Annotated in this window: 14 protein-coding genes and 2 rRNA genes; all 16 read right to left on the minus strand. The window is 46.8% G+C overall.

The genetic code is table 11. From position 1 onward, the window contains the following. Positions 1–1455: a Maf family nucleotide pyrophosphatase gene (locus HXT30_RS04760; RefSeq protein ID WP_422111419.1), complete on the minus strand. Its 1455-nt coding sequence runs from the start codon at positions 1453–1455 to the stop codon at positions 1–3. A gap of 29 nt (positions 1456–1484) precedes the next feature. Beyond that, on the minus strand, positions 1485–2531 hold the full coding sequence (gene thrB, locus HXT30_RS04765) for a homoserine kinase (protein WP_422111420.1): 1047 nt from the start codon (positions 2529–2531) through the stop codon (positions 1485–1487). 127 nt (positions 2532–2658) lie between these two features. After that, complete coding sequence (locus tag HXT30_RS04770) at positions 2659–4041, minus strand: homoserine dehydrogenase (RefSeq protein ID WP_422111421.1); 1383 nt, start codon at positions 4039–4041, stop codon at positions 2659–2661. Positions 4042–4131: 90 nt separating this feature from the next. Then, a complete protein-coding gene (locus HXT30_RS04775; RefSeq protein ID WP_422111422.1) occupies positions 4132–5142 on the minus strand; it encodes a CPBP family intramembrane glutamic endopeptidase in 1011 nt (336 codons plus the stop codon). 12 nt (positions 5143–5154) lie between these two features. Then, a complete protein-coding gene (locus HXT30_RS04780; RefSeq protein WP_422111423.1) occupies positions 5155–6300 on the minus strand; it encodes a D-alanine--D-alanine ligase family protein in 1146 nt (381 codons plus the stop codon). 174 nt (positions 6301–6474) lie between these two features. Further along, positions 6475–7470, minus strand: a complete 996-nt coding sequence (locus tag HXT30_RS04785) for an NAD(P)H-dependent glycerol-3-phosphate dehydrogenase (RefSeq protein WP_422111424.1) — start codon at positions 7468–7470, stop codon at positions 6475–6477. Positions 7471–7802: 332 nt separating this feature from the next. After that, complete coding sequence (locus HXT30_RS04790) at positions 7803–8684, minus strand: lysophospholipid acyltransferase family protein (protein WP_422111425.1); 882 nt, start codon at positions 8682–8684, stop codon at positions 7803–7805. Between the two features lie 716 nt (positions 8685–9400). After that, positions 9401–10282, minus strand: a complete 882-nt coding sequence (locus HXT30_RS04795) for an anchored repeat-type ABC transporter permease subunit (RefSeq protein WP_004129803.1) — start codon at positions 10280–10282, stop codon at positions 9401–9403. Further along, positions 10282–11115, minus strand: a complete 834-nt coding sequence (locus tag HXT30_RS04800; protein ID WP_422111426.1) for an anchored repeat-type ABC transporter ATP-binding subunit — start codon at positions 11113–11115, stop codon at positions 10282–10284. Before HXT30_RS04800 ends, HXT30_RS04795 begins: the two co-directional genes overlap by 1 nt. Positions 11116–11131: 16 nt before the next feature. Next, a complete protein-coding gene (locus tag HXT30_RS04805) occupies positions 11132–12907 on the minus strand; it encodes an anchored repeat ABC transporter, substrate-binding protein (RefSeq protein WP_422111846.1) in 1776 nt (591 codons plus the stop codon). A gap of 85 nt (positions 12908–12992) precedes the next feature. Further along, a complete protein-coding gene (locus tag HXT30_RS04810; protein ID WP_422111427.1) occupies positions 12993–15179 on the minus strand; it encodes a choice-of-anchor M domain-containing protein in 2187 nt (728 codons plus the stop codon). Positions 15180–15192: 13 nt separating this feature from the next. Beyond that, the gene (locus HXT30_RS04815; RefSeq protein ID WP_415701677.1) at positions 15193–16392 is read right to left on the minus strand and encodes a choice-of-anchor M domain-containing protein; all 1200 of its coding nucleotides are present in this window, start codon (positions 16390–16392) and stop codon (positions 15193–15195) included. A gap of 34 nt (positions 16393–16426) precedes the next feature. Further along, entirely contained in the window at positions 16427–18781 is a 2355-nt protein-coding gene (locus HXT30_RS04820; protein ID WP_422111428.1) for a choice-of-anchor M domain-containing protein, read from the minus strand. Positions 18782–19010: 229 nt separating this feature from the next. Continuing rightward, positions 19011–19565: a cysteine hydrolase family protein gene (locus HXT30_RS04825; protein WP_415701674.1), complete on the minus strand. Its 555-nt coding sequence runs from the start codon at positions 19563–19565 to the stop codon at positions 19011–19013. Between the two features lie 391 nt (positions 19566–19956). Then, positions 19957–20073 (minus strand): 5S ribosomal RNA (gene rrf, locus HXT30_RS04830). Between the two features lie 167 nt (positions 20074–20240). Next, positions 20241–23299: ribosomal RNA gene (locus tag HXT30_RS04835) — 23S ribosomal RNA — on the minus strand. Positions 23300–23572 lie beyond the last annotated feature (273 nt).

Genomic DNA, 23572 nt, shown 5'->3' on the forward strand with positions numbered 1-23572 from the left:
CTAGCGAATCGATGCTAGAGAATCAAGGCGAGCGCGGAAAGACGGCCAATCCGTGCGCATTGCCGTAAGCAGCTTTAGCTTCGGCACATCGTCAATCGGCACCCACTTGATTTCCATGCTCTCGTCGTCGTGCGCGCACGGATTCACGCTATGCCCTGGCTTTTCAAACGCAAAAACCGTTGTATAACGCCAATTCCCGTGATTTTCGCAATACGCTCCAACAACATCAATGTCTTGAGACGTTATGTTCGCTTCTTCAAACGACTCGCGCAACGCGCCCTCAATCGCAGTTTCGCCATCAGATATTGCGCCGCCAGGAATCCCCCACGTGCCACCTTCCGCGCTCCAAAGCGCGCGATGTTGCATAACAACGTGAGTCACGCGCCCAGTGGCATCGTCTCGCCTAGCGAGCAACACGCCAGCAGCGCCATTATGACCCCAATGCTTGCGACCACAATCGCACATAACCCATCCATCTCCTGGCTGATGCACGTTTTCTTTAGGCACTTCTTTGGAAGCTGGATCGTCTTTAATCGCCTCGCCCTCTAGCTTGCGACTATTCCACAAATCTGGCCAAGCGTACCCAAGATCGCAAACCATCTGCCTTAGCAGCGGCAAGCTGATTCCAAGAACTCCATGCGGATCTCCCTGAATCCCCTCAATAAACGCACCACCAAAGCCTTCTAGCGTAAAGGATCCTGCCACTTCCAGCGGCTCGCCAGTTTCTACGTACGCGCGGATTTCCTCATCGCTCATATGTGCAAAAGTCACGCTTGCGCGACTCACCTTGCACACTGTTTTGCCACTTTTTGCATCGATTAAGCAATGGCCAGTAAACAATTCTCCAGTTTTTCCGCTCATTTGCTTAATCCGCTCAAATGCCACTTCAGGAGTATGCGGCTTGCCGTAGCATTCGCCGTCTAGCAAAAACATGGAGTCGCAGCCAACAATAAGCACGCTGTTGCAATCGTTACAAGATTCATTCATATGCGCAAAATCGTGAATATCAAAAGTCTTAGTAGGCACTTTTACGCCAGAAAAATCGCGAGTTTGCGCGGTATCTACGTTATGCGTTACGTCTGATTGCGAATCACTTGCCAAAGCGCTACTACCAGTTTCAGAAGATCCAGTTTCAGAAGATTCAGATTCAGCATTCTCAGCCTCAGACTCAGCCTCCAGCGGATACCCCACAACCAAATCGCCACTAGCCGAAGCTGCTGCATCTGCCACAAGCTTCCACGACTCATACACTGCAAAAGCCTTTTCTCGCGCCAAAATCGAAACGCGCTCCTCGGCGCTCATCTGCTCTACGCTAACACCTCGCGCATTTGCAGCATTACGCAACGCCGCTGGCTCATCTACCTCGCTCACGTGAATCACAGGAATCACGCCTGCAGCAGCCAACACCGCTCTTCTTGCAGGAGACTGAGAAGCCAAAATCAACGAAACTGTCATATTCCCTCTTCCTTTTATATTTTTGCAAGCTACGCGCGAGATGCCGTTACGCCGTGCGAGTCGATTTTTACGTGCAAAATCTTCCAATCGCAGCCACTCAAAATCGGTTCTGCAATTTTTTCTATTTTTTCGCTTATATTAGTGGCGTTATTTGCCTCTTCGGTTGCTTGCGACTTTTCCTCGTAGAACACCGCTGCGCAAGATCCAGCTCCCGAAATCGCAGCCGCAAACCCCTTGTCTCGCAAAGCTTTTACCAAATCCCAAGTTGGTTGCATAAGACTTGCTCTGTATGGCTGGTGAATAGCGTCTTGAGTAGCCGTAAAAAGCAAATCGTTTCTGGAAAGAGTTGTTTTTGCGCAAGAATCGCAAGAATCCGCAGAGTCCGCAGAATCGCAAGAATCGCAAGAATCAGCAAATGCGCTAAAATCACCAAAATCACCAAATGCAATCGGCAATAAGCAAGCGCGCGAAACGTTAAACACAGCATCTGCGTACGGCACTTTTTCTGGAAGCGCTTGGCGAGCCATTTGCGTTGAAAGAGTAAAGTTTGGCACAAAAATCGTTGCGCGAATCTTCTTAGAAACGCTGTACCGAACAGTGTGGAACTCACTGCCATTCTTCCAACTGGTTGTTAATCCACCAAAAACCGCTGGAGCAACGTTGTCTGGGTGACCTTCAATCGCAGCTGCAAGCTCAAAAATCGCCTGCTTGTTAAGATTCCCATTATGCGCAAAAGCCCAAGCTGCAGCCACGCCCGAAACAATCGCGCTTGCAGAAGACCCCATTCCGCGCGCTTGCGGAATGCGATTATGCGCTTCTAGAGTAAAGCGCAAACGCGGCAAGCCAAACGCTTCGCACGCTTTGCGAAACGCGCGAACAACAAGATGCGTCTCATCTTTTGGCAATGTATCTTCGCCTTCGCCATGAATAATCACGCGAACATCTTGCGAATCATCAAGCGTAAAAACTAGCGAATCCGCATAGTCAAGCGCAATTCCTGCAACGTCAAATCCCGAACCAAGATTTGCGCTGGTTGCTGGCACGCAAACTGACACACTATTGCATACTGGTTTCATTTCGCACCTTTTCCACTCGAGCAGCCTACTAAATTACTTAATTATTCGATTACTTAATTACTTAACTATTTAATAATTACTTAACTACTTAACTACTCAATAATTACTTAATTATTCGATTACTTAATCACTTAATAATTCGCAATGCAAGAGGCTTTGCACACACAGCATCCACCTTTTGCAAATCCGCAAGAATTGCGCTAAAATCCGCCTCTGTGCAATCTTTTACAAGCACACGCAAATCGCCAGGGCCGCCGATTCCGCAAGCTGGGCAATCGCCCTCGCCCTCATATTGAGTTTGGCAAAGCATAGGCAATCGTTCCGCGTTAACTCCGTGCTCCGCAAACACATCCATCACTTCGCTGCAAAGAGCAAGCGAAGTATCTTCCATACTGCATCGCACAACAAAATCCGCACGAATCGAACGCGTAGAAGCCAAGGATTTTGCATTATACATTGGCACGCTAGCATCGTTGCAACCGCGCGCTATGTTTCTAGCAGCTCCAACAATATCTCCAACAACCGCGCTTGCTGTTGGCGCACCACCAGCGCCGCGGCCGTAGAACATAAGATCATCCGCCGCTTGCGCTTTAACAAAAACGGCGTTAAAGCTGCCATGAACGGAAGCCAGCGGATGCTCTTTGCTAACCAACGCTGGGTAAACGCTTGCGCTCACTGCGCCACGAGTGTTGCTTGCAACCGCCGCAAGCAACTTAATCACGCGATTTTGCGCACTTGCTGCCGCAATATCTTCAGCCATAATCGCGCTAATTCCTTCAACACTAACGTCATCAATGCTTATTGGCATCTGGAATGCAAGCGTTGCCAAAATCGCAGCCTTGTTTGCTGCATCAAATCCTTCAACGTCTCCTGTAGGATCCGCCTCCGCATATCCCTTTTCTTGAGCTGCGCGCAAAGCCGAATCAAAATCAAGCCCGCGAACCGTCATCTCGTCAAGAATGTAGTTTGTAGTTCCGTTTACGATTCCAAAAATTTGCGTGATTTTGTCGCCTACAAGCGACTCTCTAAGCGGACGCAAAATCGGGATTGCGCCTGCAACAGACGCCTCAAAGCTTAAATCGACTCCGTTTTTTTGCGCGCACTCGTAGAGTTCTGGACCAAACTTTGCAAGCAACGCTTTGTTTGCTGTTACAACCGATTTTCCGCATTCTAGCGCAGTTTTTACAAATGTGTGCGCTGGCTCTAAGCCGCCAATTAGCTCAACTATTATGTCTATATCTTCGCGTTTACAAATCGCTCCTGCGTCTGCGCTTAAAAGATCTTTGGCAATCCATGGCGCGTCCACATCTTCTGGATGCAAGCACGCAACCGCCGCCAGCTCTAGCGGAGCGCCGATTCTTGCCGATAAGTCAGCGTTTTCTTCCACTATTAGACGCGCTGTTTGCGATCCTACTGTTCCAGCGCCTAAAAGACCCACGCGGATTGGATCTGCGGCAAAGCAATCGTCATTTGCACATTGAGCGCTTTCTAAATTGTTTTGGTCTAACATAGACGCCTCCTAACTTAAATCAAATATCAATTAAATCAATTCAATTTGTACGAACAGCTTCAGCTTACACAAACAGCTTATAGATTCACACTACACAAACAGCATAAGCAGATTCAGCAAAACGGACGCAATCAAGAATCCCATAACGCCAACAGTTCCGTAAAGCGCTTTTGTTCCAGCACTCCCGCGAATCTCCAGCGGCGAATCGTAGAATTCAAGATACCTCTTGCGACGAGCAAGAAGCACAATTCCAAACACAAACATAACAATCATAAACATTGCGTAAAGGCCTATAAACATAAATCCTGGAGCCAAATCCGCAATCTCTTGCGTGTTCAAGTTTTCAACCTTAATAAGATCTCCATTTGAATCCATCATGTTGTTTGAAATCCACAACGCTATAACGCTTCCCTGGAAGTTTACAATCATGTGCAAAAATACGCTGTATCTAAGCTGCGACGTGCGAACGTACATGTATCCAAACACAAGACCAAGTCCAAAAGCGTAGAAGAACTGGAACATGTTCATGTGGAAAAGCGCAAACGCCAACGCGGAGAACACAATCGCGCGCTTTTCGCCATACACGCGCAACCTGTCTATGATTTGCTTTCTAAACAGCCATTCTTCCACAACTGGCGCTAAAAATACCACAAAAAGCAGCGTTTCCCACACGTTTCCGCCTGCTACAACGTCTGCAATCCTGTTCTCGGCTTTTCCGCCAGAAATAAGCGCAGAAGCAACAAGCCCAATGTAACTTCCTGCATACATTATTGGCACACTAACAGCAAAGAATCCGCCAAATTGGCGCAAAGACATAGTAAACTTGCGAGTTTCTATTGCTGGAGTGCGCCTTAGAACAAGCATTGCAAGCGGCAACGCTATTAAGTATTGCGCAACATCCGAAGAAACAAAGGAGCTTAACGAAGGACTTAAAACACCTTTTGGAACAAAAATGCTAATCAACTCGCCAATTAAAAGCGTTGCAAGAATCCACGTAAATAGGAACACGCACAGCGACACTCCTACAGATCCTTGACGTCTGCGCGCAATCGTGTACGCGTCTGGATTCTGTTTGTTTGCAAGCTTACGCTGTTTACGCATTTTTACCTCCGACTAGTCTAAAATAACGCCTTCAATAAGTTTTGTAATCAAATCGCTGTAGCTTATTCCAGTTGCTTCCCAAGCTTTTGGATACATGGAAATTGGCGTAAAACCAGGCATTGTGTTGATTTCGTTAAGGATTACGCGGCCGTCTTTAGTTACAAAAGAGTCCACGCGACTTAGCCCTCTGCCATCTGCCGCCTTAAATGCTGCGAGCGCCGTTTTGCGAACGCGTTGCAAAGTCTCTTCTGGCAAATCTGCTGGCACTTCCACGTGCGAAGCTGCGGAATCCATGTATTTGCTGTCAAAATCGTAGAACTGGTCTTCGCCAGCCTGGCGCTTGTCGAGCACAACTTCTCCAGGCCAGCTGGCTTTTGGCTCTTCACCATCGCGCGCTGCAAGAACCGCGCACTCAATTTCTCGCGCGTCAATTCCTTGCTCTATCAATACTCGCCAATCGTGCTTTGAAGCCTCAAAAACGGCATCTGCTAAAGCTTTAGCATCGCGCGTTTCTACTTTTGTAACTCCAAAACTAGACCCTGCACGGCTTGGCTTTACAAAAAGCGGATACTCTAGTTTTGCTTCTTCAACTTGCTCAAGAATTTCGTTTGCGTACGCTACGAATCGATTTGCCGCGTCGCTTGCAAACTTGCGCGCGTCCAGTGCGATTCCAGGAGCAACATTAATTCCCGCCGCCTTAAAAAGCTGCTTTGCGTAGTACTTATCCATGCACGCAGCAGATGCCAAAACTCCGCAACCAACGTACGGAACTTGCATCATTTCTAGCAAGCCTTGCAAAGTGCCGTCTTCGCCATTCGGGCCGTGAAGAACTGGAAAAACTGCGTCAATATGCCCCAGGCCTGTAAGCGTGCCATCCGCTTCTCGCACCAAAAATCCGTCTGCGCCCTTTGCTGGGTCTAGCACAACATCGCGCGTTTGCGCGGTTTTTGTGATTACTGGCAGCTCGCCTTGTTCCATACGGAAGTTTCGCGGATCTTCGCCGCCAACAATCCACTCGCCTTGCTTTGTGATTGCAATGCGTACAATATCGAATCGACTTTCGTCTACAGCACTGAGCACTCCAGCAGCCGATATGCAAGAAATCGAATGTTCGTCTGCTTTACCGCCATACAAGAACACTACACGCTTTTTCGTCATTTTTTTCCTCTATATATTTTGAATTATTTTAGCTATCTTAGATTATTTTAGTTATTTTTGATTATTTTGGATTATTATTTTTGCCTACGATTAACGCGACCACGACTAACGCACTTACGATTTGCATGCTTACGATTTACGCGCGGCTTTCGCAACTGCTACTTTCGCGCTTCACTACTCCTCGCAAACATCGTTATCAAAAAGCATTGCAAGCATCTCTTGGCACGAGATTCCTTCTTCTAACACGCGAGCCATTGCGCTTGCAAGCGGAGTTGCAACTCCCAAACGCTTGCCCATTGCTACAACCGCGCTAGTAGTTGGAACGCCTTCCGCAACGCCATTGCTCACAGCGGTTGCTTCTTCAACGCTCATGCCTTTTCCAAGATTGGCGCCAAAAGTGTAGTTTCGACTTAGCGGAGACCCACAAGTTGCAACTAAATCACCAAAGCCTGCAAGTCCTGCAAAAGTGCGAGAATCCGCGCCTTCCGCAACGCCCAATGCCGTCAACTCTGCAAGACCGCGCGTTTCAATCATCGCTGCAGTATTTTCGCCAAAGCCTGCTCCTCTAGCCATGCCAACTGCAAGCGCAACAACATTTTTAAGCGATCCGCACATTTCTACGCCGATTACGTCGCTTGACACAAACGCCTTAAAATAGCTGTTTGAGCAAGCTTTTGCAACCACTTCGGCATTTGCGCGATTCTCGCACGCAACTACCGCCGCAGCATGCTGCCTTAGTGCCACTTCTTTGCTTAAGTTTGGCCCAGATAGTGCCGCAAAACGGTTGCGCGGTAAGTTCAATGCCTCGCACACAACTTCGTCCATACGCTTGCCTGTAGCTCGCTCAATGCCCTTCATAAGCGAAACAACAATCGCATTTTGCGGAATCTTGCCAACAAATTCTTCGAGTGCAACGCGCGCAAATTGTGCTGCAATCGCCACTACTACAATGTCTGCGTTTGCTACAGCTTCTGCGCGATCCCCCGTAGCAGTCATGTTTTCTGGCAAACGCTCTACGATTGGCAGCCTAACTTCGTTGCGGTGATTGCTACGAATGCCTTCCACAATTTGCGGCTCTATTGCCCACATTGTCACTTGATTTCCCGCGTCTGCAAGCACCTGCCCAAACGCCGTACCCCAAGCTCCAGCACCCAACACCGTAACGTTCATGTTTACGCCTAGCCTTTCGGTTTATAAGTTTGTAAACCACTTTGGCTTTAAGCCATTTGTAGCGATTTACAACTAGTCAAGCTATAGTCAACTTAGTCAACTCGTAGCAAACTTAGTTAGCTTATAGTCAACTTAGTCAACTTTTAATCACACTATTACACAATTCTACACAGTGCGCTTTACGGGCATTTTGTGAAGACTTTATTAGTGACTTATTGGTGACTTGCTTACGATTTTCTAATAACTTATCACTGATTTATCAACGATTTACTTACGACTTGTCAACGATTTATCAACGACTTATCGCTTATCGAATCGCAAATTTACAATCGCTATTCTTTCACTCTTTTCATAAGCTTGTAATCGAAGTATCCTTCTGGCGATTTTTCGCCGCGAATCTCTTCCATAATTTCCGTCATGCGCACGCGTACGCGACGAGCCAATTCGGCAGCAGATTCCATTGGCGGCAAATCACCCCAATTTTCCATATCTTTTAGAAGATCCGAATAGTCAAGACGCGCATCGTAGCACATTACAACGTTTTTCTTTGGCCACGGCCACCAATGATTAATGCTTGCAGCACCCCACGTAACAGCGCAAAATAGCGGAATTTGATGTCCAAGCCTGCGCGATGCTTCGAGCGCAATAATGCCAATTCCTGGCTTCATGCTCATAGGCCATTTTTGAGGGTCGCGCGTAACTGTTCCTTCTGGCCATACGCTAAGCGGTCTGCCGTTTGTTAGGATTTTAATCGATTCTTCTTCGATTTCGCGCGCTTTTCCGCTTCTGCGCGGAACTGGTTGCATGCCAACAAGCTGGAACCATTTTCCCATGATTGGCCAATTCGCAAGCTCTGCTTTTGCCATGTATCGCGGACGTCGGCCTTGGTGGAATAGAGAAGTCATTGGCACAAAAACGTCGAACATTGTAACGTGCGTGCAAGCGGTTATAAACACGCCTTCTTCTGGCACGTTTTCCAATCCCCATGCGCGCACTTTGCAACGAGATCTAAGCACGCGAGACGTTCCTTCAAGCAATCGTTCGGTTGCCTTTGGATTTTGTGCGTTGATTTCTGCTGTATTTGGCGTCCGCGCGCCCGTTGGGTAGTAATAAGTGGGGTCAACTAACTTGTGTGCGCACGCTAAGCGTTCTACTTGCTCATCGCTGAGCGGCTTAACTGCGCTTCTAGGCGAAGGTTTTCCTTTAGATACCATACGTCTATTGTGCCGCAAAGTATAAACCGCAAAATCTTCCATAAGCACACTACATGATTACGCCAGGTGCTGTAGAGATTCGAGATTTTTCGCAGCGGATGAAGCGTTTCGTTCGCGCGGTCTAAGCGCGCGAACGTCTTCGCCGCACGTAAAGTCCACTGGACTTTACGTTTGAGCGGCTCAGCGAATCGAAGTGCATTCGCGCGCTACGCTTTAAGCGCTCATGCAAGTCGATTCGCAGTCCTCCGATGGTGATTCGCTGAAGCAGCAAGAAAAATCGAGAATCTCGGTGATAAAAGCCACGCAAAAGTCCTAGATATCCAGAAGGTTTGATGTATTTCTCTACGAGCAATAAATAGCGCCGTACTAAAACCTAAAACCTTAGAATATTAACGTTCATAAACCATCCGTAAAAGTGTTTCGTTCGCGCGGTCTAAGCGCGCGAACGTCTTCGCCGCACGTAAAGTCCACTGGACTTTACGTTTGAGCGGCTCAGCGCGCCAAATTGCCTTCTCGCGCTACGCTCTAAGCTCGAAGGCAGGTTGGCGCGCCTGCGAGGAGAGAAATACTCAAACCTCGCGCAACAGCAAATAGAGAAAATCGCTCGCGCGGTCTAAGCGCGCGAACGTCTTCGCCGCACGTAAAGTCCACTGGACTTTACGTTTGAGCGGCTCAGCGCTTTGAAGGAGCTTGAAATGCATTATGCAATTTCAAGCTCAGTCAAATCGTGCAACGACTGATCGTAGTTTCGGCACAATTCTCGCCACCAACCCGTGTTTAGGCGAGCACACCCACGCTAGAACAAACATAAAAGTGGCAACCAAAACGATTGTTCCGCCAGTAGCGGTGTCTAAACTCCAAGACAAGTACATTCCAAGAATCGAAGAAGCGCACCCAATAGCAGGCGCTAAAATCATCATCTTTCCAAGTCGGTCAGTAAGCAATCGCGCAGTCGCCGCAGGCGTAATCAAAAGCGCTAAAACAAGCACGTTTCCGATTATTTGCACAGATACCACTACAGCAATCGCAACTAAAACGTATAGCATTCCGTCCAACCACGCTACTGGCAAGCCCATTGCGCGGCTTGTTTCTCGATCCATCGAAACGCATACTAGCTCTTTATGGAACATCATTAAAAGCGTTACGATTATTAGCCCTGTTATTGCTACTACAGCAATGTCGGAGTCTGGTATTCCTGTAATGGAGCCAAATAGGAACGATTCCAGGGATCCTGCATAGCCCGAAGCTTTTGATATTACTACGATTCCAAGCGCAAAGGCAGACACAAAGAATACGCCTATAAACGAGTCTTCGCGAAGCCTGCGATTTTGGCTAAATATTGATACGATTAGCGCGGTTGCAACTCCTGCCAGCGCGCCGCCAAATAGCAAGTTTCCTTGCAAAACAAACGCGATTGCAAGTCCTGGAAAAACGGAGTGCGCTACTGCGTCTCCAATAAACGCCATTCCGCGTAGCACCACGTAGCATCCTACAACTCCGCATATTACGCTAGAAAGGCACGCCACTATAAGCGCTTTTAGTAAGAACCAAAGGTCTGGGTTTGTAAGGTCTTGTATAAAGTCGATTGGAGATAGCATTATTTTTCTACCACACTTTCATGCGCCATAACGCGCTCTACAGCTTTGATTAGTGGATTTTGCGCATCCACATGGAATGTTTGCACCCATTGATTTGCGTTTAATGATTCTGGAGCGCCGTCTCCTACTATGCTTCCGTCGAAAAGCATGATTCTAGAACACGAGTTTATGGATCCGATTATGTCGTGCGAGCTCATCAAAATCGCTTCTCCCGACTTTGCTAAATCCAAAAAAAGACTCGTGAGCAGCTCTTGAGTAGGCATGTCTAAGCCTGTAAATGGCTCATCTAAAAGAAGCAATCGCGGCTGCCCTGCAAGAGCGCGCGCAACAAGTACGCGCTGCCTTTGCCCGCCCGAAAGCTCGCCGATTGTGCGATCCCTAAAATCCGCCATTCCTGTGCGCTCAAGAGAAGCGAGCGCTATCTCGTAATCCTCTGTTTTTGCGCGACGCACGTAGCCAATGTGGCGAATGCGACCCATCATTACCACGTCTAGTACAGAAAGCGGAAAATCCCACGCAATATCGTGACGTTGCGGCACGTAACCAACGTTACTCACTCGCGAATTAATCAAAGATTCATCGCTTTTATTAGCGTGTACTTCCAGTTTTCCAGAATGCGGTATTAGCCCCATAATTGCGCGGAAAAGCGTTGTTTTACCAGCTCCATTTGCACCAAGAAGCCCAACAAATTCGCCGCTTTTAATCGTAAATGAAACGTCTTTTACAATCGTGCGACTGCCGTAACTTACGCTTAAGTTTTGCGCGTTTATAACAGTATTCGCGTCCATATTTTCGTCCATATTCGCGTCCATATTCCCCTCATTAATCTTCATAAATCCACCATCAATCTCACTTCAAACACTTCGCCAAAGAATCCGCATTCGCCCGCATCATATCCGCATAAGTTCGCACTTTAGAATCGAAAGCGTCTCCATAAATCGGGCACACTTTTACGCGCGCTTGCGCCGCAAGCTCTTTAAGCACAGACGAACGCGAGATCAAATTTGGCTCCAAAAACACAGCTGAAATCTCTAAATCGCGCAAAATCTGCTGCAATCTACGCCTATCTTGCACACTCGGCTCGCTCGAAGGATTAATCGTTACAAATCCTGCAATGTTCACTCCGTAAGCTTTGCCCAAGTATGCAAAAGCGTCGTGCGTTGTAACCAAATTGCGCTTCTCTTTTGGTATTGACGCCACTTTTTTGCGCATATACGCGTCTACATCTAGCAACTTGTTAATGTATCGGTCCGCATTTTCGCGATATTTACGAGCATTTTTAGGGTCCACTTCACAAAGGCGATCTGCGATTGTGCGCACGTATGCTATGCCATTTTTTACGGATTGCCACAAATGCGGGTCAATGTCTCCATGAACGTGCTTTCCTAAAACTGCTTGCGGAAGCTGATAAATCTTCTGCCTTGCAGCTCCCAAAAACCTGTATCCTTGTTCGGCTGGTATCTCTTTTAGCGCGTTAGTTGGCACTTCTACAACAACATCTTGCGGCTTGTAATACACGCGTTTTGGCGCAGCGGAGCGCTTTTCTTGCAAAGTATCTACGCGGTACACAAATCCGCGTTTTGCTAAGTCGTAAGCTAAATCTGCATGACCTTTGTTCAGCACTACGCTAGCTCCACGCTTTTTGGCTATTTTTTGCGCGTTTACGCCTACAGCAAATCGCATTTTAGTGTTTCCAAGGCTAGAAACTACCTCGTTTTGCGCGTTTAGCATGTCGGCGTGCAAGTCAAGCGTGTATTCGCCTGGCTTGCTAAATGCCCAGCTTAAATGCGTGTGCGCGTCTGCTGGCAAGTCTATGTGGTCGTTTGCGCTTATTCCGTTTGCGCTGTTAAAGTATGTTTCTACGCTTCCAAAAGTGCCAGTCAAGTATGCGAATAGCGCGCCTGGTCCGCTTACTTTCGTTGCCGTTAAGCGTATTCTGTCGGAGCGCTTCATGTTGTATGCATTAGGCTTTATTACAGTTGCGCGACCTTCTTTTGTTGCGGTAGAAGGCGCATTTGATTGCAAAGATTGACCTGACTTTTCTAGTTGTCTAGCTTGCTGTGAATTTGTTTTTGTTTTATTGAGATTGTTTAGCGAAGCTAACTCACCAGCCGCCGCCGAGGGCGATTCTTCCGCACGCTTTTGCGTATTTGCACTTGCGCCGCCTTGCGCGCTATGCGCTTCCTCGCTTGGCTGCGCAGCCATGCGTTCTGTAGCAAGCCCTAGCCAAATCGTGTCTAAAGACACGTCTTCTATCATCGGAATAATATCTGCCGCGTGCTTCACACTTTCTTCCGCAAGTTGCACATTTGGCACACCTTTTCGCAAATTTGCGTCGAGCGCGGTAATAACGCCGTGTTCTTCAAGCATCATGTAGTTGCTAAAAGCTACATCCGCGTACACAACATCTCTAATTGAGCGCAAACGCGGCTCGTACGAATGCGGATCTGCGTTGTCTGGCACAATCGCGCTCACATTTGCTGCGTCTCCTGCAACATTCGCAACCATATCTCGCAAAACGCCCGTTGTTGTAACTACATTAATGCGACCATCGCGATGCCCTGCACGATCCCCGTTAGCACTACCACAAGAAGAAAGCGGCAAAATAAGCGCGACGACTGCAATTGCAGCAAGCGAAGAGAAGAAAGTCGGCTTTACTTTTTTGGGCTTATAAATCACCCTTACACACTCCTACTACTAATAGTGCAACCTAATAGCGCAACAACCAATTGAAGTTAATAAGCCCGCGCTTGTAGAGGAACCAAATTCCGGCACCAAAAACGCCAAGCACAGCAATAATTCCGCCAGCAAGAAGCGAATAGGCAAGTGAAGGATTCCGATTGAATAATCCTTTTACACCCTTTGCTTCAGATTTCACAATATCGTCATTATCATTCAATTTCTGTCGGTACAAACTTTTAGCAAGCCTCTTGTTACTAATTTTTGAAACAAGACCTTTATACTTTTTAGCTTTTCTTGGCAATTGTTTTCCAGAACGCGAATTGTTTGCCCCAAAGCCACGACCTCCAACAAAAGAATTTCCGCCACCAACGGCACCGATTCCACCACTGCCATTATTACCGCCAGAACGAGGCAAACTAGTAGGTTTTACTGGATTATGAGGTGCAGAAGGACCAACTTTTTTGCCTTGTGTATCCTCTTTTTCATTGCTTCCGCCGCCGTCAGCATACCCCATTGGCGTTTCTTGTGGATCAACACCAACAGCAACATGAATATTGCGAGTTACTGTAGAATTTCCATCAGAAGCTTGGAATTGCAATGTGTAATATCCCGGTTCGTCGAAATCCCAATTCGCATGAGCATGCGTATTTGCAGGTATCGTATAATCTGTTGCTCCTTGAGTGGAGAAAATCTCTTGATCTCCACCGCCCAAGCCGCCAAACATCCAAACACGTACATTTCCAGGACCTTCAACTCCTGTTAAGCTCAATTGAGTTGGCTTATGCGGATTCATAGACTGATTATTCCAACCCATCCATGGCACACCATCAATTTGTGTTTGCGGTATACGATACACTCCGTTAGTTTTACCAGCATCACCAACTGCGAATACAACTGTGTCTGGGTCTCTAAAGACGTGGCTTCCTGTCACATCTTCTTGCACAGCCATATCAACTTTATTTGAATCGCCAGTATATACAGCAATATCAACGTGACCGTGGTCTATAACAAGCTTGTCACCCTTGATGTCTTTGAACTTTAGCGCAGCAGATTGCTGACTTTGAGAATCTTGCTTTCCGCTTTTCGCGTTATGTTCCCCATTAATAAGACCACCGTTATTATTTCCAGCAAGTCCTTTATTACTTCCAAGAAGTCCTTGTTGTTGCATTTTTGCTCCAGGCCATGGAGTCACATACACAGTGTTGTTATTACCGTTAATGAAGAAAGATCCGTTACTTTGTTGCACATTAATGCTGTGATCCTCACTTTGAGAATCGTCATTATCATCTGAATCTTCTTCGTCATCTTCACCACCATCAAAAGATGCGCCATCATAATCAGTAAAATCCCCAGCTGTCACATCATGATTAGTGACGTGGAATGTATAGACTTGCTCAGAACTTTGCTCCTCGTCACCAACGGTAGTAGTAGCCTTCATTTTTAACTTGTACACACCAGGACGGTTAAAAGACCAATACATGTGCGAATGCTTTCCACCAGTCTCAGTGATGTCAACATCTTTCGGCCAGTTTTCAGCAGAGCCGAGCATTTTCTCATAATCGTCACCGCTGCGAGTGTACATAAAAACTTCGCCATTGTGAGGTGCTTCGATACCAGTTAATGACAGTTTGACTGTTGGATTAACTGAAGTAGAACCAGCTCCCTCATATAACGGTCTAGTATCTAAACCAGGCCATAATGCACCAGTATTGTTGTCTCCCGACTGATCAAAGAACCAGACTACACCTTCGCGAGTTGTTGCGTAGATTTCTTTTATTACCGAATTATTCTCATCTTTGGAAAGCTGCATGATATTTTTAGAGCCGACTTCAAAAATAAGTCTATTCGTATCGTAACGAGTGCCATTATGATCTTCACTTTCAAACGCATCTCCCAAGGTTCCTAATACCATGCGCCTGCTTGTAGTATCAAAGAAAGTTGCAAAAACGTCAGCATGCCCTTTATACGCGTGGCACATTACAGCTTTACTATCAGCCGCAGGCTGTGAAGCAGTTTTATCTAATCGAGCAGCTGTACACGCTTCAAAATTAGCTTTCTTTATTGCGTCAAAATCTTTAGAAGATTTCTTTCCGCTTACAACAGTTGTGTCACTACCATTGTCAGCAAAAGCTGCGGGAGTTCCCATCATCATGCCGCACAAGCACACGCCCACCAACAAAGCGCGAGACAATTTCTTTATACTATTAAGAACCATTTTCGTCACACCATTATTTCCACTGAGTACCATCAGATTGCATATTGTCTGATTGAGAATATTGAGAATTATTAATTGGTGACATTACTGTCGTTTCTTGATCACTCACTAGATTTGACAAGGTATTGTCACCATTTGCATTATTCACAGAATTTGCATTATTTGCATGCTGTCGATTAGCTTGTGCAGAAACTTGCTTAGCAAGCGCAAGATTTCGTGCTTTCTTGCTTTTAACTACAGCTATTAGTACAAAAATCACAATAATTACGGCAATAATAGCCACAAAAATACCTACGATTTGAAGAACTAAAGCTGTATCGTCACTTTTTTCAGATACTTTGTGAAAATGCTTATGCTTGTTGTGAAGGAGTTCGTGATGATGATTAGCTTCATCTTTTTCGGATTCATCGTTATCTTCTTCATCTTGACCCTCTCCGTCACCCTCGTTGCTATTTGCTCCAGCAGCACCCGCACCTAAAGCAGCATTAGGATCGGTATTATCTCCAACCGCAAAATTAAGAACACGCGTATCGCTTACTGCGCGTCCGTCTTTAAGCTTTCCTGAAAAAGTAAGCTTCACATGATAAATTCCAGGCTTAGAAAACACCCAATTCACGTGAGTATGAGCGTTAGTTTCAATCCAGCTATTTTGCGGATAACCTTTAGTACTATCCCAAAGTTGCTGTGGATTGTTATTGCCATTTTCTAAGTAAACATGCAATTTGCCTGGACCACTTACTCCTTCAAGCGAAAGGTTTGCACCACGATCGAGCTCGTTAAGCACGCCACCTTCCTGCGTATTCCAACCAAGCCACGGCACATCAGGATTCTGAGTTTGTGGAATTACGTAAAGCTTGGTTCCAGGCTTTTCGCCAATAAAACTGTAGGCAGCGTCATCAGGCATAGGAATTATTGAATTGCCACCTAATTTAAATACCACATTTTCTGGGTCTCGCCACACTGGTTCATCACCAGTATCATCGCGAATCTTCAATTTCCATTTGCCGTCGATTAGCGTTGGCCCAAAATCAGCATGACCTGCTTGAATCATAACCGGCTGATTGCCTTCAGCGGCATAAGCAGTTTCTTGCATTGGATTTGGTGCATATAACGATGCAACCAAAGTTACTAAAGAAAATACGAGCGCAAGCAACGCAGTAGAATATGCATGCTTTCGTTTTACTTGCAATGTTTCATTTTGTTTGTAATTCATTATTTAAACTTTCTAGTAATAATACGAATACCATTTACAACAATTTCAATCTAGGACGTACCAATGCGCCGAATGCACCAGTTATTGTGCATAAGCCTACGCTCGCACCTGAAGCTGCAACCGCAATCCACTTAATCGAAGAACTATCACCTTTTGTATCATCTGAATCATCTTCATACGTTTCATCAGATTCTTCGTTGTATTGCCTTGCACCTTGCAAAGCATGGCGTTCATTACTCTTAACAAAATCAGAGTTATTGACAGAACTATTTTTGGACTTATTGCCAGAATTATTATCTGTTCTTACGAAATTACGAATAGTCTGTCCACTTTTCTTAGAGCTCTTGTTCTTAGTATGAGTTCCGCCAGAAGTTCGTCGCGATGAATTATGTAACGATGTTCCGCTTGAATTTTCTGTTCTTGTAAAAGAACTAGAACCAGAACTAGCACCACTTTGCGTATTATTTTTAGGATTATTCTTACGATTATTGCGGTTAGTCTTATTGCGATTATTCTTTGCGCGCTTTAATTTTTTGCCAGATTTCTTAAAGAAATTAGATTCGAATTGGAATCCACCGTTAGAGCTAGATCCGAATAGTCCAGAATTTGCAGCACCACCGAATACGCCTTTCAAAAAGTTCTTTCCACCAGCGAAATGCTTAGTCTTATTTTTGCGCTTATTATGACGATTATTATGACGCTTCTCATGGCGCTTCTCATGGCGCTTCTCATGGCGCTTTTTCCCATGAGGATTCTCATCATCTTCAGAATCAGAACCACTTTGATCATCATTGCCCTCATTGTTATGAGAGTGAGGAACACCTTTCATCTCAATAACATAATCGCAAAACTCATCAAACATTTTATTACGGTAAAGCTCACCGTTCTTTAAAACTAATGAAGGACGAATCGTTGCACCTTGCATTGATGCATCAAGCTTTAGATCCAACTTGCTGCTCACAGCACCAGGAATGCGCTTAAATTCGCTTTCCCCTTCCTTTTTTATCAACCAAACATAGTCTTTAACAATGGAAGTTACAGGATTCGTAGGGTCATCGATTGGATCACCAGTAGTAGCATCTGTTGCAACATGAGGGTTAAGCAACACTGTTTTCGCGTGTAAAGTATCCCCTGGTTTGAAACGCTTATAAGGAACAATTGCTTTTACTACAGGATGCCCGTCAGCACCGTGATCTTCAACAGCGATTGTTGCAGATGCAGTATCTTTGCCAACTTGCGTTTCGCCTTCAGTTGCGTGAGCATAAACCTTCATCTTGTTCATTGCAGGCTCAGCTGGAAGCTGCAATCTCTCGGCAAAAAGAGTGGTTCCATACGCGTCAGGACCTTCGTCAGCGCGCACATATCTCCACTCAATACGAGCGCCCTTTGGTTTGTTAACTACTTTTAAGTCTAAACCGCCATAACCTTCGTATGAATGATAATGTGGATGTTCTCCGGAATCACGAATATTACCGATGCGCATATCACCACCATCGTCTTCATCCGTGTCCTTATGATCTTCAGAAGCTTTGTGCGCTTCTTCATCATCATCAGGATTAATAAAATCACCGCGACGATGCAAATCAAGCGTTTCCGTAATTCCAGAAGCAGGTACTTCGCTTGAATATGTGTCTTCTACTTCAAAAGTGTATTCTGCAGGCTCAGTTGTGATCTGCTTTTTAGTGTTTTTATTTGTAATAGTTGCTGCTACTTTTAGTTTATACACGCCAGGTTGCGTAAATCCCCAGTTTGCATGCACGTGACCAGCAGTATGTTGATGAATCACACCAGGTAGCATAAATCGGCTACCTTCAGTATCAGGTTCGTCGTCTAAATCGTTCTCTTCAAATGATAATTTCTTTGAATTTTTACCAACGCCCTCTGTAGTCCAAAGCAGAATACGCCCGTTCATTGGTCCAGTAACTTGCTGAATTGCAATATCTGCTGTTGCTTCATCTGCGTGAGATGCACCAACTAAAGTTGCAGCATAACCTGTGTCCCAACCCGGGTAGAGAGGATTTCCTTTTTGATTTCCGGAACTATCAAGATAGTAGTATTCAGTAGCGAGCGAAGGAAGCTGCGATTTTGTAGTATACGTGCTTTTCGCTACACGCAAAGTAGTGTTTTCAGGCTTTAAGAAAGTGGTACCGTCTTTTTCGACGGCCATAATGAATTTACCATTGTATTGAATTGGGTAAAATACGTCCGTATGGCCATGACTTAGCACTTCTTTTTTTGTAGGACTGTACTTTTCTTCAGGATTACTATTTTCTAATGCAACTGCCGGTAAAGCAGCGCTGAACCCCGATACCAGCACCGCAAACGCAAGCACCGCAACGCCGCACATCGCGAACGCGCGTTTTACCATATTCTTAATGACCTGAGTCATATTACTGTTTCGCTCTCTACACTTCATCTTCTCTATTTCGCCTATTCGCGCTCTTCTTTCACGAATGACTATTGAAGATATCTTTACAACGTCTATCAATAATAATAATGATTCTCATTAATAGTCAAGTCGACACTCCGATTAAACAAAAACGCTGGCAGCTCAAAGCAACCAGCGTCTATTGTTCTCAATAACTATTTAATAATTTTTAATTTTTTTAACTAAGATCTTAGCCTTCTACAATATCTGCATTAAGGCAGGTCTTAAAATGACGAAGCGCCCACTCGTGACCTTGCGGATCAAAGCTTGCGACTGCATCTTTGTGAACTACGATTTTGAATCCAAGATTATACGCATCAACAGCAGTGTGAAGCACGCAAATATCCGTGCAAACTCCCACCAAATGCAGCTCCTCAATATGACGTTCGCGAAGCTTAATCAGCAAATCCGTGCCATTAAACGAAGAGTAGCGAGTCTTGTGAATGTAATAAACGTTGCTTTTATCTTTATTTGCTTCGTAAAAATCGCCAAGCGTGCCATATAACTTCTGGCCATGAGTTCCTGCAATATTATGAGGCGGGAAAAGCTTAGTTTCAGGATGATACGGATCGTTTAGATGATGCGTATCGATTGCAAAAATCACGAATTCACCAGCGTCGAGGAATTCTTGCGATATCTCTGTAATGCGCTTCTCGAGCTTTTGTGCAGGCTCACCTACTGTAAGAGAGCCGTCGCTTGCCACGAAATCATTCGTATAATCAATGTTAATAAGAGCCTTTTTCATACATACTTCCGTCTAATCAGTTTAATTGTGTTAAAGCTACACTTACACACTACTCTTTACTCTAACAAGATTCTTTACACTAACATGTTTCATCGCAATCGCACTACAAATTTGTTATATTTGCATCACGCGCGCGACGTTTGTAACGTTTTTTAGCTGATTTTCGTTACATTTGCATCATTGATGAGACAAATCTAACGAATCTGAAGCAAAGCGCTCAGTCAGCTCGTCGCTCGCTAACGACGCAACACGCTGATTAGAACTACAAACCCCGTCAATCTTTTCCGCTTTTTGTACCAGATTCCACTCATTTTACGTACATTCTCGGGGAAAACAACATATTAAATAATAAAAAAGCGGGGAACAATCAAGTTCCCCGCTAGAAAGAATAATGCGGCAGCGTGTTAGTCTCCCACACCCTATCGAGTGCAGTACCCTCACCGTATCAGGCCTTAGCTTCCGGGTTCGGAATGGGACCGGGCGTCTCACCTGAGCCATGACCACCGCAAAACTAGATTATACACTCACTATAAGCGAGTGGCAAGCTGGCGGTTTGGGAACCGGACATGAACGCGAGCAACAAGAAGAACAATCATCAAAATCAACAACTTAACCATAATCATGATCGCTTAACACTCCATACTATCTAAGAGAATTAAACGATAAGCAATACAAGTAGTATCACAATCGCCCATTAGTACTGGTCAGCTCCACCCCTTACAGGGCTTCCACATCCAGCCTATCAACCACGTGTTCTACATGGGGGCTCACACACAAAGTGCAAGGAATGCTAATCTTGGAGCAGGCTTCCCGCTTAGATGCTTTCAGCGGTTATCCCTTCCAAACGTAGCTAACCGGCAGCGCCACTGGCGTGACGACCGGCATACCAGAGGTTCGTCCACCCAGGTCCTCTCGTACTATGGGCAGGTCTCCTCAACATTCCAACGAGCGCAGAGGATAGAGACCAAACTGTCTCACGACGTTCTGAACCCAGCTCGCGTGCCGCTTTAATCGGCGAACAGCCGAACCCTTGGGACCTGCTCCAGCCCCAGGATGCGACGAGCCGACATCGAGGTGCCAAACCATCCCGTCGATATGGACTCTTGGGAATGATCAGCCTGTTATCCCCGGGGTACCTTTTATCCGTTGAGCGATGCCACGTCCGTACGCCGGCACCGGATCACTATCTCCGACTTTCGTCCCTGCTCGACCCGTCAGTCTCACAGTCAAGCCCGCTTGTGCGATTACACTCAACACCCGATTGCCAACCGGGCTGAGCGGACCATTGAGCGCCTCCGTTACTCTTTAGGAGGCAACCGCCCCAGTTAAACTACCCGCCAGGCACTGTCCCTAACACGGATAACGTGTCGAGGTTAGACGCCAGATATGGAAAGAGCGGTATTTCACTTGTTGACTCCACGCAAGCTAGCGCCCACGCTTCACAGCCTCCCGCCTATGCTACACGATCCACACCTAACGACAATACCAAGGTATAGTAAAGGTCCCGGGGTCTTTTCGTCCTTCTGCGCTTAACGAGCATCTTTACTCGTACTGCAATTTCGCCGGGCTCCTGGCCGAGACAGTGGGGAAGTCGTTACGCCATTCGTGCAGGTCGGAACTTACCCGACAAGGAATTTCGCTACCTTAGGATGGTTATAGTTACCACCGCCGTTTACCGGGGCTTAAATTCACCGCTTCGCCAAAGCTAACGGATCCTCTTAACCTTCCGGCACCGGGCAGGCGTCAGAGCGTATACAGCGGCTTACGCCTTCGCACGCTCCTGTGTTTTTGGTAAACAGTCGCTACCCCCTAGCTTGTGCCACCCCCAACAGCTCCGCATGTAAAAAACATCACCATCAAGGGTCTCCCTTATGCCGAAGGCACGGGAGTAATTTGCCGAGTTCCTTGGCCAGGATTCGCCCGATCGCTTCGGTATACTCTACCAGACCACCAGTGTCGGTTTAGGGTACGAGCGGAATCACACCTCACGTTGAAGCTTTTCTCGGCAAGCAGGATCACCGGAATCAGCCATACGGCCTACCCATCACGCCTCAGCTTAAACATCCCCCGGATTTACCTAGAGGACAGCCCACACGCTTAGCCACGGAAAACCACCTCCGCAGCCGGCTACCTACCCGCGTCACTCCCACGCTAACCTACTACCGATACGCTCCCAACACTAAACCAGTCAAAAACCCCGAAAGGCAATCAACCAGAATAACGAAGGTTAGTACTCTCAGATTCAGTTCGAACGGTGTAACACCGGTACGGGAATATCAACCCGTTCATCCATTCGACTACGCCTGTCGGCCTCGCCTTAGGACTCGACTCACCCGGGGACGACGAACGTGGCCCCGGAACCCTTAGTCATTCAGCGGACAGGATTCACACCTGTCTCTCGCTACTCATGTCTGCATTCTCACTCCCGTATAGTCCACGACAAGTTCACACTGCCGCTTCACCCCATACAGGACGCTCTCCTACCCCGCGTGAAAAAATCACGCAGCCGCGTCTTCGGTGGCGTGCTTAAGCCCCGCTACATTGTCGGCGCGGAACCACTAGACCAGTGAGCTGTTACGCACTCTTTCAAGGATGGCTGCTTCTGAGCCAACCTCCTGGCTGTCTATGCGACTCCACATCCTTTCCCACTTAGCACGCGCTTCGGGACCTTAGACGACGATCAGGGCTGTTTCCCTTTTGACGACGGAGCTTATCCCCCGCCGACTCACTGCCATGATAAACCTAACAGGTATTCGGAGTTTGGCTGCTATTAGTACCCGGTATGGGCCCGCAAGCATCCAGTAGCTCTACCCCCTGTAAGCAATAACATGACGCTGCACCTAAATGCATTTCGGAGAGAACCAGCTATCACGGAATTTGATTGGCCTTTCACCCCTAACCCCAAGTCATCCCCCCAGTTTTCAACCTAGGTGGGTTCGGTCCTCCACACGGTCTTACCCGCGCTTCAACCTGCTCAGGGCTAGATCATCCCGCTTCGGGTCCAGGACATGCGACTAAAACGCCTTTTAAAACTCGCTTTCGCTACGGCTCCCCCACCCGGGTTAGCCTCGCCACATACCACTGACTCGCAGACTCATTTTTCGATAGGCACGCCGTCACCCCACAAGAAGGCTCCGACGGATTGTAAGCGCACGGTTTCAGGAACTATTTCACTCCCCTCCCGGGGTGCTTTTCACCTTTCCCTCACGGTACTAGTACACTATCGGTCAGACAGGAATACTTAGGCTTACCCAACGGTCTGGGCAGATTCACGCGGGATTCCACGAGGCCCGCGCTACTTGGGAATAAACATAAAGAGACATCGCACGACCTGCTACGGGGCCATCACCCTCTACGGCTGGGAATTCAATCCCATTCACATAACACGACGTTTTATCACTCTCCTCAACCCCGTCAGAGGCTGAACAGTCAATCCCACGACCCCGAATACGCAACACCTGACGGTTATCACACGTACTCGGTTTAGCCTGATCCGCTTTCGCTCGCCACTACTCACGGAGTATCCTTTCCTGCAGGTACTGAGATGTTTCACTTCCCTGCGTACCCCCCACAAAAACTGTGGTGACCACCCATAACAGTGGCCGGGTCTCCCCATTCGGAAATCCTCGGATCAAAGCCCACTCGGCAGCTCCCCGAGGCATATCGCAGCCCGTCACGTCCTTCATCGGTCCTGTCTACCAAGGCATCCACCATACGCCCTTACCAGTGATACACCAGTAAAAAGCCTATCGCTTAACTCTCTAGACAATAAATCATCACACTAAACGATCACAAAACGATCAAGCGACTCCACCAAAATGGAGCCGGTTGAAATTGATAAAAGTAAAAACAAGCAAAACCAAAAAACAGTCTCACTATTCTTACTCGCGTCCACTATCCAGTTCTCAAACCACCAAACACCAAGAACACAAGCCAAAAACAATAAAGCCTCAACCTGTAATCCAAGGGCTAGGACCGCAACCCCAACAAAAGGGGGGTGGCAATCC

This window comes from Gardnerella sp. DNF00571G (assembly GCF_049262695.1).
Classification (GTDB): Bacteria; Actinomycetota; Actinomycetes; order Actinomycetales; family Bifidobacteriaceae; genus Bifidobacterium; species Bifidobacterium piotii.